The 14862-nt window shown below is 65.0% G+C and carries 11 protein-coding genes; 3 read left to right on the forward strand and 8 right to left on the reverse strand.

All coding sequences use genetic code 11. The features are described from left to right. The first annotated feature begins 152 nt into the window (after positions 1-152). Complete coding sequence (locus tag HOY34_RS17835; RefSeq protein WP_301538911.1) at positions 153-920, forward strand: IclR family transcriptional regulator; 768 nt, start codon at positions 153-155, stop codon at positions 918-920. Between the two features lie 9 nt (positions 921-929). Here HOY34_RS17835 and ggt read toward each other — a convergent pair whose 3' ends face one another. From ggt to HOY34_RS17850, 3 genes are read right to left on the reverse strand one after another with little or no spacing between them, the layout of a single operon-like run. Next, positions 930-2612, reverse strand: a complete 1683-nt coding sequence (gene ggt / locus HOY34_RS17840) for a gamma-glutamyltransferase (protein ID WP_172365360.1) — start codon at positions 2610-2612, stop codon at positions 930-932. Next, entirely contained in the window at positions 2609-3925 is a 1317-nt protein-coding gene (locus tag HOY34_RS17845; protein WP_216654824.1) for an aspartate aminotransferase family protein, read from the reverse strand. The genes ggt and HOY34_RS17845 overlap by 4 nt, the downstream gene beginning before the upstream one ends. Next, positions 3925-4992 (reverse strand): phosphotransferase, encoded by a 1068-nt coding sequence (locus tag HOY34_RS17850; protein ID WP_172365364.1) that lies wholly within the window; start codon positions 4990-4992, stop codon positions 3925-3927. The genes HOY34_RS17845 and HOY34_RS17850 overlap by 1 nt, the downstream gene beginning before the upstream one ends. A 134-nt stretch (positions 4993-5126) precedes the next feature. On the opposite strand from HOY34_RS17850, the gene HOY34_RS17855 reads away from it, so the two are divergent. Then, positions 5127-5798 (forward strand): GntR family transcriptional regulator, encoded by a 672-nt coding sequence (locus HOY34_RS17855; protein WP_172365366.1) that lies wholly within the window; start codon positions 5127-5129, stop codon positions 5796-5798. Positions 5799-6149: 351 nt separating this feature from the next. Beyond that, entirely contained in the window at positions 6150-6947 is a 798-nt protein-coding gene (locus tag HOY34_RS17860; protein ID WP_172365367.1) for an autoinducer binding domain-containing protein, read from the forward strand. Positions 6948-6987: 40 nt separating this feature from the next. On the opposite strand, the gene HOY34_RS17865 is transcribed toward HOY34_RS17860, so the two are convergent. From HOY34_RS17865 to HOY34_RS17885, 5 genes are all read right to left on the reverse strand, one after another. Continuing rightward, complete coding sequence (locus tag HOY34_RS17865; protein WP_172365369.1) at positions 6988-8388, reverse strand: TolC family protein; 1401 nt, start codon at positions 8386-8388, stop codon at positions 6988-6990. A 3-nt stretch (positions 8389-8391) separates the two neighbouring features. Next, positions 8392-8889: a hypothetical protein gene (locus HOY34_RS17870; RefSeq protein ID WP_216654825.1), complete on the reverse strand. Its 498-nt coding sequence runs from the start codon at positions 8887-8889 to the stop codon at positions 8392-8394. Next, positions 8879-10045 carry a beta-barrel domain-containing protein gene (locus HOY34_RS17875; protein ID WP_172365373.1) on the reverse strand — a complete coding sequence of 389 codons (1167 nt, stop codon included), beginning with the start codon at positions 10043-10045 and terminating at the stop codon, positions 8879-8881. Before HOY34_RS17875 ends, HOY34_RS17870 begins: the two co-directional genes overlap by 11 nt. Then, positions 10042-12102, reverse strand: coding sequence for a type I secretion system permease/ATPase (locus HOY34_RS17880; RefSeq protein WP_216654826.1), 2061 nt, complete (start codon positions 12100-12102; stop codon positions 10042-10044). The genes HOY34_RS17875 and HOY34_RS17880 overlap by 4 nt, the downstream gene beginning before the upstream one ends. A 124-nt stretch (positions 12103-12226) precedes the next feature. After that, positions 12227-14862, reverse strand: a 2636-nt coding sequence (locus tag HOY34_RS17885; RefSeq protein ID WP_172365376.1) for a hypothetical protein, incomplete at its 5' end; no start/stop codon positions are given.

The raw sequence follows: 14862 nt of genomic DNA on the forward strand, positions 1-14862 counted from the left end.
TTATTCTCGTTAAGATTGAAGAAAGATTATTGATCTTCTTAAGTCAATAAGCGAATTTACTGTATCAACAGGTGATACTTTTACAGATGACAAGCGATTCAGGCCCTGGCGCCAAAGCCAGCACCTCCACAAACAGCACTGACGCCGCACCGATGCGTGCTGTCGAGCGGGTCGCTGCGATATTGCGAACATTTACCCAAAGAGAACCGATGCTTAGCCTGACCGAGGTCGCCTCGCGCGCGGGCCTTGATAAGAACACCACGCGGCGGATGCTGCTGGCGCTGTGTCAGACCGGGCTGGTGCAGCGTTTCGAGGATGACGGCCGCTATGGGCTGGATATCGGAATGCTTAAATTTCAGCCGGCCGTGCGCGGTCCGCGACCGATTCGTGAAATCGCAGCCCCGTTTTTGCAGGGCCTGGCCGAGCGCACGAAGATGACCTCTTTCTTCTGGCTGACCGATCCAGAGGGCGCAATCTGTATCGAGCGGGTGCGCGCCTCGGATGTGTTTCTGGATGTGCCCTGGTCGACGCCAGGAACTGTGGTGCCCCTGAACATGGCCGCCGGGCCGCGCGTGATCCTGGCGCATCTGCAAGAAGCGGATCGCGCCGCCTGGCTTTCGCAGCCGCAACCGCAATTCACCCAGTTTTCGCAGACTGACCCGATCCGGCTGGCAGAAGAGGCCCGGCTGATCCGGGACCGCGGCTATGAGCTGGCCTTCAACGACTATTACGTCGGCATGGCGGGGCTGGGTGTGCCGGTGCTGAACCGGGGCGGCATTTTTGTCGGCGCGATTTCGGTCACCAGCGGCAGCAGTGATTTCGACCCGCCAGAGCGCCTGCAGGCCACGCTGACCGCGCTGCGCGAAACCGCCAGCGCGATCGGCTTGCGGCTTGGTCCGGGGCTGGCGACAACCGGCTAGGCGCATCGCTCAGCGCCCCGCGGGGCTGTCTGGCCAAAAGCGGGTGCCCGCCCGCGCCAGCCCGCCGCCCATGCCAAGGGCCACACCATCCGCGCGCCAGCAGGCCGCGCCCTCCATCCCGTCCGCGTCAAAGCGGATCGCACACATGCCGCCGCCGACATGCGGCAGGCGCAGGGTTTGCCAGCCTTTCGCCTGCAGCGCGGCCTCGGTTTCGGCGGGGAAACCCTCTTCCAGCTCCAGCACATCGCCCTGGGTCCAGAGGCGGGGCGCCTCGACCGCTTCCTGCAGACTCATGCCATATTCCAGCAGGTTCAAAAGCGCCTGCATCACCGAGCCGAAAATCCGCAATCCCCCCGGCAGGCCAATGGCATAGCGCGGCTTGCCGTCTTGCAGCACAATGGTCGGGGCCATTGAGGTCGTCACCCGTTTTCCGGGCGCGATGGAATTGGCGCGGCCTGGAACGGGATCGAACAAAGCCATGTAATTGTTCGGAATAATCCCGGTTCCGGGGATGATCATCCGCGCCCCGAACAGCGCATTGATGGTCTGGGTGGTCGAGACGATATTCCCGAAGCGATCCGCCGTTGAGACATGGGTGGTATGCGCTTCAGCTGCCCCGGCGCTTACGCCCGCGACCCAGGCCCGGGTCTTGCCCTGGTCGATCAGCGCCCGCCGTTCCGACGCATATTCCCCCGAGATCAGCCGCGCCACCGGCACATCGACAAAGGCCGGATCTGCGGTCGAAACGGCGCGATCTGCAAAGGCGATCTTCAGCGCCTCGGCGGTCAGATGGGCGGCGTCGGGGCTGCCAAACCCCATCTGCGCGAGGTCATATCCCGAGAGGATGTTCAGCATCTGGATAACATGCACCCCCCCGGCCGAGGGCGGCGGCGGGCCGATAATCTCATGCCCGCGGAACTGGCCGCGCAGGGGTTCGCGGGTGATGGTTTCGACCGCCGCCAGATCACCCTGATCCATGACCGAGCCCGCTGCCTTCAGCGCCGTGATGATCTTCGCGCCAAGCGCCCCGTGGTAAAGGGCATCCGGCCCCTGCGCCGCGATCTCTTCCAGGGTTGCCGCGTAATCGGCCATCACCAGCCGCTCGCCCGCCTGCAAGGCCGCCCCGTCACGGGTCAGCACCGTACGCGCGGCAGGATCGGCGTTAAGGTCGGGCAGCGCCTCAGCCAGACAGGCGGCCAGATAGGGCGTGACGGTGAAACCGCGTTTCGCGTGGCGGATTGCAGGCTCCATCACATCGGCCAGCGCCATAGTGCCAAAGCGCTTCAGCGCATCGCACCAGCCGCGCAGCGTGCCGGGCGTGGCAACGGCCGTTGCGCCATGGGTATTGGCGCGACCCTCGGTTTCATAGCCAAGGCCCGTCGGGCGATAGAGGTCGGGCCGCGCCCCAAGCGGTGCCCGGCTTTGCCCGTCCAGCACGACATGGGTGCCATCCGCCATGCGGATATTGGCCATGCCGCCGCCGAAAATGCCGACCATCATCGGCTCGACCACGGTCAGGGTGAAAAGCGTCGCAATCGCCGCGTCAATCGCATTGCCGCCCGCCGCCAGCATCTCTGCCCCCGCCGCCGAGGCCAGCGGATGGTTTGAGACCACCATCCCCCCCGCCGCCCGCGCCGGTTGCTTTTCACAGTCAAACGGGGCCTGAGCCCGCACGCGCCAGCCGTCGGTCATTGCGCAATCCCTTCAAGAACAGTGCCGAGCGTATCGGCGAAAAGGTCGATCTCAGCCTCAGTTACGATCAGCGGCGGGCGAATTTTCAGCACGTTGTGATCGCGTCCGCAGGAGCTGATCAGCACCCCCGCCTGGCGCATATCATTGACGATCCGGGCGGTGGCGGCGCGATCGGGCTGGCCGTCGCGGCAGATCCCGGCGCCGATCATCAGGCCCGCGCCGCGCAGGTCTGCCAGCAGCGGATAGCGCGCTGAGAGATCCTGAAGCCGCACCATCATCCGCGCCCCCATCTTTTGCGCGTTGTCCTGGAGATTTTCATCCGCGATCACATTCAGCACCGCCAGCGCCGCCGCGCAGGACACGGAATTTCCGCCGAAGGTGTTGAAATAACGGGCGTTCCTGCCGAAGTCAGCGACCACTTCGGGGCGAATGGCGATGCCCGCGACCGGATGGCCATTGCCCATGGGTTTGCCCATGCTGACGATATCGGGCACCACGCCATGGCGCTGAAAGCCCCAGAAACACTCGCCCGTGCGGGCAAATCCGGGCTGCACCTCATCGGCGACAAAGATCCCGCCCGCCTCATGGATCGCCTGGACGGCGGGGGCGAGGAAGCCCGCAGGCCCCGCCCGCACCCCGTCTGAGGTGAACATCGTGTCAACGATCAGCATGGCGGGCCGGATGCCGTGACGGCGGAGCCGCGCGATTGCCGCCCGAACCGCATTGCCAAAGCCCTCGGGGCCTTCAGCGCCGGGATCGCCGGGCGCGGGCACCAGGGCGACATGCGGCCCCAGATCCACCGAAGGCCCCAGCGAGGGCGAATATTGCGCCACCGTGCCGGTGATGCCGTGATAGGCGGTCTCGGTTACGATGATGCCGGTGCCGCCGGTATAGGCGCAGGCGATCCGGGTGGCGAGATCATTGGCCTCGCTGCCGGTGCAGGTCAGCATCATATGGCCCAGCTCGGACGGCATGGTCGCCAGCAGCTTTTCCGCCAGACGCAGGATACCGTCCTGAATATAGCGGGTATTTGTCGCCAGCGTCGCGGCCTGGGTGGCGATGGCCTCAACCACGCGCGGGTGGCAATGGCCCAGCGAGGTGACGTTGTTATAGGCATCCAGATAGCGCCGCCCGTCGGCTGCGATCAGCCAGGCGCCTTCGCCCTTCACGAAATGCAGCGGCTCCTGATACATCAGACGGTAAGCCGGGCCGAGCAGACCTTCCCGCTTTCCGATCATATGTTCGGTTTCTGCGGGCAGCGGTGCTGCGCCACGGATCCAGGCATTGGCCATCGCGGTGTCAGCGGTGCTCATCATGCGGTCCTTTCAGCGGTATGGGTGACGGAACGGATCCAGGCGGCGTTTTCCGCTGCCGGGCGGTTGCGCAGCACCGCCAGTGCCGCGCGGGCGGGCTGGTTGTTGCGCAGGATATAGGGGGCGTTTTCGGGGTAGCGATGCGCCCGGTAGAAGGTGATCAGCAGGGTCAGCGCAAGGCGTGCCTCGATCAGAAGCGGCAGAAGGTCGATCTCGGCTTCAGTCAGCGGCAAGGCCTGGGTCCAGACGGCGATAAACTCACCCGCCGCCTGGCAATCGCCGGTCGTGCCGAATTGGTAAGAGGCCGCAACCGCCAGATCATTGACCATCGGCGCGGTGACGATATCGCCGAAGTCGATGATGCCGGTGATCTGATCGGGTGCTGCCGGATTGACCAGAACATTGTGGAAATTCAGGTCATTATAGATCACCTGACGCCGCATCCCCGCCATTGCGGGCTTTGCGATCTGCGCGAAATCCTGCAAGACGGCTGCGACGCGGGCGCGGTTGTCCTCGCCCTCGATATCGCCGATCAGCCCGGCGCAGCGGTCGATATTGCTGCTGTCCCATTGCAGCCAGAGATGCTGGCCGGGATGGCTGAAGCCCTGAAAGGCGCGGGTCAGCCGGGCGTGGCAAAGCGCCAGATTGCGCCGCTGCAGGGCAGATGACGGGGCATGCACCAGCGGCTGGCCCTCAACCCAGCTGAACACCCGCATCGCAGAGGTCCGGCCATCAGACAGCGGCACCGGGCGGATGAATTCCCCCGACAGGCTTTGCCGGACATGCGGCAGCGGCAGGCCTGGATCCATCGCCAGCGCATGGCGCAGCGCCTGGGTCTGGAAGTCGGTCACCACCGGCTCTTCGGTAGGATTGGCCAGTTTCATCACCCATTTCTGCCCGGCCTCATCGGTCAGACGCAGGTTCTGGTCGCGCTCGGATGTCAGGGGCGAAACCGCGCTGACGGAAAGGCCGAAATGGCGGCGGGCAAGCTCTGCCGCCTCGGTGTCGCTCACCGCCGGGGGCGGCGCATTGAGGGTCTCACCAGCGGAAGAGGCGTCGGGATTCACGTCTGGATCTCCATCGTGCTGAAAAAGGAAAGGCTTGTCTTATCGGGCGTTAGCAGGCATTTTTTCTGCGAAAACCCGGTGCCGCCCCGCCCGGCTTGCCCAGATCCGGCAAATACAGGCAGAGACAGACCCCGATGGACCAACGCCTCGAATACAAAGCGCTGAACGACCAGGCCTATGATGCGATCAAGCAGGGCCTGATCTCGGGACGCTTTGCGCCGCGTCAGGTTCTGGTGCTGCGCAACCTGGCCGAGACCTATGGCATCTCGACCACCCCGGTGCGCGAGGCCCTGCAGCGCCTGGTCGGCGAGGGGCTTCTGGTCATGCAGCCGAACCGCTCGATCGCGGTGCCAGACTGGGATGTCGCCAAATTCACCGAGCTGTTTCGCATCCGCTGCGAGCTGGAGGGCCTGGCGGCCGAGCTGGCGGTTGCCCATATCACCAAAGACGCGCTGCGCGAGCTGACGGCGCTGGCGGGCCAGATCGACGCAACCCTGACCGAGGGGCGGCTGAAGGAATATGTCGCGCTGAACCAGCGCTTTCATTTCACCATCTATCGCGCCGCCCATTCCCCGCGGCTCTTGCGGATCATCGAGAACCTCTGGGGCGAGGTCGGCGTCTATATGAACGAGCTTTTCGCCTCGGGGCGCTATGTAGCGGTGGCCAATGACGCGCATCGGATGCTTCTTGCGGGTCTCGCCAGCGGCGACGCGGCCGCGACGCGGGCCGCGATGGTGCACGACATCTCTGTCGCCGCCGAGGCTATGCTGCCCCGTATTTCCGAGCTTGCAGGTCACAGCGTCTGAACCTTCCCGAGGCAAAGCCACAGCGCCGCCGGGCAGGTCTGGGGCCAGGCAGGGATTAAGGATGGGGCATCATCTTGCAGGTGCAATTTTGTGATATCATGTCACACATATCATATCCGCCTGTCAACCAGGACCAGGTCAGTGCCGCCCCGCGATTGCAGAGTGCCCGCCGGATGCCGTGATTTTGATCAGGATCAATAATGATATGCGCCCTATTGCGATAACCACTGCAAGTTGTATTAACCAACCTTAACAAAAACGAAGCATCACCTTGCGCGGTGCCGCCAACAGGCGCCGCATCAAACGGGCAAAATGCCGAAAGGCCGGTGACTTTCACCGGGGGCAGACTGAATGACCAGGCTGATAAGCATAGACAAGGCCAACGCCCTGCGCGTTAGCCCGCCTCTGGGCAAAGCAGTCGGCAATGCCATTGCCGGGCTGGCAGATGTGGCAGCGCTGGTGGGCAGGATTGCGTCGGCGCGGCACCATGGCGAGATCACCTCAGCCCTGATGCAGGCAACCCAATGCCTGGGCTTCGAGGTTTTCAACCTCAGCCTGTCAAAGGCATCCCCGCACGAACTGATGCAGGCTCCGACCTACTCCAATTTCGACGCCACCAGGCTGAGGCGCTATAATGACGACAACTGGGCGGCACGTGACCCCCTGCTGCAGCTTGCCGCCGAGCGGGCCGCGCCTTTGCTGTGGTCGACAGATCGCTGGTCGGGCAGGGCGGCCCCGGCTTTCCTGGCGTTTCTGCGATCCGAAGGCGTGACCGCAGGGCTGACCGTGCCCCTGCCAGAGGCCGATGGGAAACACAGCGCCCTGTTCATGGCCTCGCGCTCAGCGCGGGATCACAACCCCGAGGCCGTGCTGCCAGCTGCGGAAATCCTGGCCCAGACCGCACGGCTGCGCAGCGCGGCCCTTGGCCCGGACGAGGCCGCAGCTCCCCCGGCGATCCGGGGGCTAAAGCTGCTTAGCAGCCGCCAGCGCGAAATCCTCGACTGGATGCGGATGGGCAAGACCAATGCCGAAATCGCCATCATCTTACAGCTGACAAAGCGCGGGGTGGATTACCACGTGCGCGAAATCCTGGCGAAACTGGATGTCAGCTCGCGCACCGAGGCGGCGGCGCTTCATATCGGCCCCTGAGCCGGGCCGCCTGCCAGGCGCGTGCTTCGCCGGCGCAGGCTCAAGGCTTTGCCGCAGCTGGCGTCGCGGGTGCCGGGGCCGGCTTTGACACCGGATCCTCGGCCAGCGGGAAACCATAAAGCGAGCGGCCCTCCAGCTGCATCGCGCTGCGCAGCGAATGATCGGCGGCGGCGCATTCCACACGGCTAAGGGCGATCTCTGAGCGGGTCTCGACCAGGCCTGCGCGGGCCGTATAGAAATCGTCCTCATTGTCGAGAAGATCGGTGATCTGGCGCGTTCCAAGATCGAAATACTGGCTGCGATACAGCTCTCTGACCTCGGTCAGCAGGGCGATCTGCGCGGTCAGCATCTTCATCCGCTGCTGCCCCGAGGCGATCTGGCGCTGCAGCCGATGCGCGGTCAGGGTTTCCTCGCGCTGCGCGGCCTCGACGGCGGCGGCGCTGGCCTCTTGCAAGGATTTCGCCGCGCGGGCGCGCGCCGAGATGGCACCGCCTTGCAGCAGGTCAGAGCCGACGCTGACATTCACCCCCAGCACCGTATCGCCGCCCGCGACCGGCTTGCTGGCCAAGGGGTTCAGCGAGATCCGGGGCAGTCTGGCACGCTCGGCCTCCTGATGCGCAAGGATGGCGCGGGCCTGTTGCAGCTTCGCCATGCGCAGATTGTCGGTCCCGCTTTGCGGCAGGACGCAGCTGCCACCCAGGGCAGGCAATGGGCCGCCTTTCGGCAGGCCGGTCAGGCGCTGCAGATTGTCGCGGGCCTCGGCCAGGCGCAGCTCGGCATCGTGGACGGTAAAGCCCACCTGCTGCAGCCGCTTGCGGGCCTCCAGCAGATCCGGGGCGCTGGTCGCGCCAGCCTCGATCCTTTCGGCCAAAAGCGCCTCAAGCCGTTGCATTTCGGCCAGTTGCTCGCGCCGGATCGCCAGCACTTCGGCAAGGCGGTTCACATCATCATAGGCGGTCAGGGTTTCCACCGCCGCCGCATCGACGCTTTTCTGAAAGGTCAGATAGCTGATCTGCAGCTCGATATCCGCCCCTTTGACCGCTCGTTTTGAGCGGCCAAAATCCATCACCATCTGCTGGCCGCCCAGCTCGATATCGGGATCGCCGCGCCCGCCGGTGCCAAAGCCGCCGATCAGCGAGATCCCAAGGCTGGGGAACATCGCCGCCCGCTCGACGCGGATCTGGTCGATCCCGGCCGAGATCAGACTGGCCTTCTGGCGCACATCCGGGTGCAGCACCAGGGCGCGTTGCACCATGTCAACGGCCCCGCTGCCATTGCCGGGGGCCAGGGCCTGCTGCTGGTCGGCGCGCTCCATCAGCAGGCGCGCCGCACCATCGGGCAGCTCATTGGAACAGGCCGCCAGCAAAAGGCAGCCCCACAGCGCCACACGGGGCCGCAAAGCCCGGCGGCTGGCATCGCCAGAGACCTGTTCCCGCGCCATCGCTCAGCCGCGCTTTGCTGCGCCGGTGACCAGATCGGCGCATTGCGGGCGCCGCCAGGTGGTCGAGGCCACGCGCTCCTGGTCATCGAACGTCACCTGCACCTGGCAGACCAGCTGATTGCGGCCAACCAGCGGCAGGCGCACATCGAAATTCCACGCCCCCGCGCGCGTCGCCGAGACCGGCTGGCCAAAGGCACGCACCGCGCCCGCCTTGTCGCTGCCGATGCGCAGCTTGCGCACTTCAGCCAGCGAACGGACCGCGCCGTTGCGGGCATATTTTTCGTCCATCTCGCTATAGGCGCGGCTGACATTGTCAAAGCCTGCCTCGGGCGCGACATTGTTCAGCCCCGCCACATCGGCAAGCGCAGCACCAAGGCCAAACGCGACGAAAGCCCCTGCAAGGGCGGTTTGGTAAAGGCGGGTACGGATCATCGTCAGGTCCTCTTTCTTATGCTCGACAAAGGTTTTGGGGCCCCTTTGGGGGCCGGGATCAGCGTTCACGCAGGGCTTCCTGCGCGCGGTTGAAGGGTTTGATCAGATATTGCCAGACAGTCTTTTCGCCCGTGCGCACATCGACAGTGGCAATCATGCCCGGCACGATGGGAAAGCGCTGGCCATTGGCATTGGTCAGCTCGTTTGACAGCGTGCGGATATAGACGCGGTAGAAAAGCTGGTCAGGCTTGACCTCATCGCGCACCGTATTGGGCGAGATGGTCACCACCTCGCCGGTCAGGCCGCCAAAGATCGCATAGTCATAGGCCGAGATCTTCACCTGCGCCTGCTGGCCGGGATGGATGAAGGCGATGTCACGCGGCGAGATCCGCGCCTCGATCATCAGCTGGTCATCCATCGGCACGATGGTCATCAGCTGGCCATTGGGGGCCACCACGCCGCCGATGGTGGTGACGGCGATATCCTTGACCACGCCACGCATCGGCGCGACGATCGTCAGCCGTGCCAGCTGATCGCTGCGGCCCTGGATGATCGAATGCTGCACCTCGATTTCGGCATTCACCCGCTGCAATTCCTCACGCGCCTGCACCAGGTAATCGGTTCGCAGCTGGGCGATGTCACGCTCGGTGCGGGCGGCCTCGCGTTGCAGGCGGATCAGTTCGACCCGGCTGGCCGCGCCCGAGGCCTGCAGTTTCGTGGTGATCGCCAGCTCTTCGCGGATCAGCTCCAGCTCGCGGCTGAGGCCCGAGATCGATTCCTCCAGGCCCGCCCGACGCGAATTGAAAAGCGCCAGTTCATTGGCGCGCAATTCGGGGCGGTCTGCGAGATCGGCAGGAAAGACCACCTCAGAGGCGCTTTCCACCTCGGCCCGCAGCCGGGCAGACGCCGCCAGCGCGGCATTGTATTTCGCCGCGGCCTCGGCCACGTTCGAGACCGAGCGCGTCGGATCCAGCTGCGCCAGCACCTGGCCCTTTTCCACAAGCGTGCCCTCAGAGACCGCAAGCGAGGCCAGGATCCCGCCCTCAAGCGACTGGATCAGCTGCTCACGCGAGGTGGGGACCACCTGGCCCGTGCCACTGGAAACCTCAGCCAGCGGGAAGATCCAGGCCCAAAGCAGGAAACTGGCCAGCATCAGCGAGACCAGCGTCACCAGCCGGTATTCGCGCTGCACGGGGGCGGGCATTTGGCCGGTCAGGGTGGTCATGCCGCCCCCTTTCCGCGCCGCAGCCTGTCGAGCACCTCATCTTTGGGGCCATCAAGCGCGATGGCACCGCCGCTGACCACGATCAGCCGATCCACCATGCGCAGGGCCGCCGGGCGGTGGGTGGCGATGATGACGCCCTGGCCCGGATCACGGGCCGCCAGCGTGTTGATCACCGCGTTTTCGGCCATTTCATCCAGCGCGGCGGTCGGCTCGTCCAGCAAAAGCAGCTGTGGCCTGCGCAGCAAAAGCCGCGCCAGCAAAAGCCCCTGGCGTTGCCCGCCTGACAGGCCAAGGCCGCCCTCCTGGACCATGCTTTCCAGCCCATCCTTGCGCTGGCGGATAAAAGCCAGCAGGCCCAGCTGATCGGCCACTTTCAAAAGCGCCTCATCGCTGGCCATCGGCGCACCCAGCGTCAGGTTCTCGCGCAGCGTGCCGTGGAAAAGCCGGGCGTTTTGCCCCATGAAACCGATATCACGCCGCACATCCGCCGGATCCAGCAGCGAAAGCGTGACATCATCCAGCCGCACCTCGCCCGAGATCGGCTCCAGCAGGCCCGAAAGCGCCGCCAGCAGCGTCGATTTCCCAGACCCATTCGGGCCGAGAATGCCGATCCGCTCGCCCGGGGCGATGGAAAGCTGTGCGACCCTCAGAACCGGGGTCTCGCCATCATGCCCAAAGACCGCGTCTTTCAGGCGGAAAGCGCCACGGATCAGAGGCTTATGGATGCGCCGCGCCTGCGGCGGGGCATCAAGCGGCAGCTCCATCAGCCCATCGAGGGACTCGCGCGCCACCTTTGCCTGTTGCCAGCGGCTAAGGATCTGGGTCACCGAGGCCAGCGGCGCGATCATCCGCGACGACAGCATCGAGGCCGCGACCAGCACGCCGGTGCTCATCTCGCCGGCCATGACCTGGGGCGCGCCAAAGAAGATCACCACCGCGAAAACCCCGGTCTGGACGGTCTGGCTCCAGGTGCCAAGGCGATTGGTCAGATCGCGCAGCCGCTTGCCGGATTCGGCGGTGACGGTGTTGAAATGGGTCCACTGATGGGTAAAGCGTGCCTCGGCCTGCAGCGATTTCAGATCGTCCAGCCCCTGGACCGCCTCAACCAGCATGCCAGAGCGCAGGGCGCTTTCGCGGCTGTTTTCCTCGGCCAGCGCCCGCAGGCGGCGCTGCGCCAGAAAACCGGGCAGCACCAAAAGCGCGGCGGCCGTCAGCGGGATCCAGACCAGCGGCCCGGCGATATAGAAAAACAGCAGGCAAAACAGCAGGAAGAAGGGCGCATCGGCCACGGCCGCCACCGTGGTCGAGGTCATCATCTCGCGCACCTGCTCCAGCTCGCGCAGCTGCGAGATGAAGGTGCCGGTCGAGCGCGGGCGGGCCGAATTGCGCACCCGGATCGCATGGCTGAACACCCGGTCAGAGATCACAAGATCGGCGGCCTTGGCATTGGCATCGGTGATCCGCGCCCGCGCAATGCGCATCAGATGGCCAAAGATCAGCGCCAGAACCACACCGCCGAACAACACATAAAGCGTGTTCAGCGACTGGCTGGGCACCACCCGGTCATAGACCTGCATCGAGAAAAGGATGCCGCCAAGCGACAGGATATTCGTCACCAGCGAGGCCAGCATAATGGCGCGGTAGGGCCGCAGATCGGCCATCAGGATCTCGCGCAGCCAGTCGCGCCGCGCGGGCCCGGCATGGTGATCGACCCGTGCATCGGGCGCATCAAAGGCGGGCCGCAGCGCATGGATCTTCGGTGAAAGCGCCGCAAAATCCTGATGCGAGACAGGCGTGACCGCGCCACCATCTCCCGCAAGCGCGATGCCATAGCCGTCTTTTTGCAGGGTTTCGATCACCCCGGTCTGCCCATCGGCAAAGCTGACAGCCAGCGGCAGCCGCAAGGGCGTGATATCGCGCAGGCCCGCCTCATGGCAGCTAAGCCCGGCCAGCCGCGCCAGCCGCTCTGGCATATCGGCCGCGCTGGCCCAGGTCGATTCAACGCGCAGCTGCTCCGGCGAGAGGGCGATCCGGTAGTGCCGCGCGATACGCGTCACGGCAAAAAGCCATCCCGCAGATGGGGATGGCGTGGCCTGTTCAGGGGCTGATCGTTCAGAACTACGCATCGGGCACACAGGCTGTCAGACCGGCCCCGGAACATCCGGGGCCAGCCATTTGGGATCAATAATCGCTGAGGCTTTCCAGCGCATCATCAAGCGCCGAGCGGCCCGGCTCAAAGGCAACCGGCTCAAAGTCGGTGGTCCCGACCGGGTCGGGACGGCTGTCAGCCGTCTCGCCCGCAAAGGCCAGCGCCGGATCTTCCTGCACGAAAAGCTGCGAAAGCTGCGGCAGATCGCTGTCGGCTGCATCCTCGTCCTGATCCTCTGCCGCCTCAAACGCGGCAAAGCCAAAGAGCTCGGCGTCCTGCGGTGCGAAGGCCAGCGCTGGCTGCAATCCGTTCGGATCGAAGGGCAGGCTGTCCGCGCCGCTTTTCACGTCGATCGAGAAGCTCTCGGTATTGCTGTCCTCGATGCCGTCGGTGACGGTGATCGAGATTTCGCGCAGCCCGGCCACATCGCTGGTGGTGCCAAAGTTCAGCCCCTTCAGCAGCGCATTCCAGTCGGAGACGTCGAAATCCTCCGCCGTCAGCGTCAGCGTGCCATCCGCGAAGCTGTAAGTGACCTCGCCACCCGACAACGTCAGCGAACCGCTGGCCGCGTTCATGCCAGCAAGCCAGACCAGATCCTCGGGCTGTGCGCCTGCACCGCCGATCGAGATGGTGACGCCGGTAACCTCAAGATCATCATCGGGATCCTGAATGGTCACTGTCGCCAGCGGTTTCAGCGACGCCGCCGTCGGGTCTGCGCCTGCCGCATCCGGGTCATAGCTGATATCGCCCGCGCCCGGCGCACCCGCGCCACCCTGCGGCGACATCACATTCAGGCCGACCACCTGGAAGTCATCGGCGGTGCCGCCTGCGGCCGTCCAGTCAAAGCTGATCTGCTTTGCGTCATCCAGCTGGCCATCGGGGAAGCGGAACAGAAGCGAGTCAGCATCTGCGGCACTCCAGCTATTATCCTGGCTGGTATGCTCCATCCAGGTTTTCCAGTCGACCGGGCCGCTGCTCCAGGTCTGGCCACCATCCATCGAGATCTCGACCCCGGCTGCCAGAGTGATCGTGGCATAAAGCGAGTCTGCGGGGAACGGATCACCCCAGCTCGGACCGGATGCGCCCGGCTCAGGCGTCGTGATGGTGGCAAAGACATCGCCGCCATAAGACCAGACCAGCGTCGACGCACCGCCCGAGTTGCCCGCGCCCCAACCGTTGTTCCAGCTCATCTGGATCTGCAGCGCATCGCCTGGATTAAGGTTCGGAGTGCTGTTCAGGGTGGCGCTGTGGGATCCGCCATCCGCATTCATGTTGAGATAGCCGTTATATGTCGTCGGCGAGATAGCGCCACCACTCGATGTCCACTGGCTGCCATAATCATAGTAAGTACCAACCGTATTCCCCGAGAGGTTCGGCCCAGCATCGTAACCAACGGCATCCTCATCCACCTCGATCACCAGGCTTGGCGGGCGGTTGACCGGCACTGCGGTTCCGGTTTCGGCGCCAGAGCCGCTCAGCCCGTTGACGCCGGTATAGCTGCCATTGCCCAGCTCGATGGAAACGGTCTCACCGCGCAGCGAGGCGTCGGGGGTATAGTCGACGGTGATGCTCCAGGTGCCGTCACCATTGTCGACCAGCGCCGAGGGCGTGCCAAAGCTGCCAGGCGTTCCCGCAGGCTGACCGCCGACCAGCACCGTGACATCCGCTGCCGGATCGAAGGTTGAAGGATCGATCTCTTTGTCGAAGGTGAAGGTCACCGTGGTCGGGCCGGTTGCGGAAAGCACATCATCCGCGATGCTGACGGTGGCATTCGGGGCAATCGCCGTAGCGGTGTCGCTTTCGCCGACCCCTGCAACCGCACCCGCATTCTGATAGGTGCCATCTGCAATCTCAGCCGACATTGCGACATCGTCGCCCGCCGCCGCCTGGGCCGGGGTGGCCGGGAAGGTCCAGATCAGCCCGCCGTTCGAGGATGTCCCCGTTCCCAGCGTGACCCCCTGCAGATCCAGCAGCGCGGCGATCTGGGCCGGGGTGGTCAGAGGATTGCCGTTGCTGTCAAAGGGCGCCTGATCGAACGCCACGACCAGGCCGGTCACCTCGCCATCCGCATCGGTCACGAAATCGACGCTGACATGCGGGGTCACCGGAACCGTGGTGTCGTCCGAGGCCGTCTCGCCGCCACGGGTGACGGTGGCCTCAACCGGGTTGCCGTCAAAGCTCGCGTTCGGAACGTCCACCGTCCAGGTGCCATCGGAGTTGATGGTCGCCGGATAATCGGTGCCGCCAACCGTCACCGTCACGGTGCCGGTCCCGGTCGGATCGGTGACCGTCCCGGTCAGCGTCGTGTTGCCGGGCGTCGCCGGATCAACCGGAGTGGTGACGTCATCAATGGTGACATCCAGCGCAGGCGCGGCGGGCACCACCGGAACAGGGGTGTCGTCCGAGGCCGTCTCGCCGCCACGGGTGACGGTGGCCTCAACGGGGTTTCCGTCAAAGCTGGCGTTCGGAACGTCCACCGTCCAGGTGCCATCGGAGTTGATGGTCGCCGGATAGTCGGTGCCGCCAACCGTCACCGTCACGGTGCCGGTCCCGGTCGGATCGGTGACCGTCCCGGTCAGCGTCGTGTTGCCGGGCGTCGCCGGATCAACCGGAGTGGTGACGTCATCAATGGTGACATCCAGCGCAGGCGCGGCGGGCACCACCGGAA

It is taken from the genome of Pseudogemmobacter hezensis (assembly GCF_013155295.1).
GTDB lineage: Bacteria > Pseudomonadota > Alphaproteobacteria > Rhodobacterales > Rhodobacteraceae > Pseudogemmobacter > Pseudogemmobacter hezensis.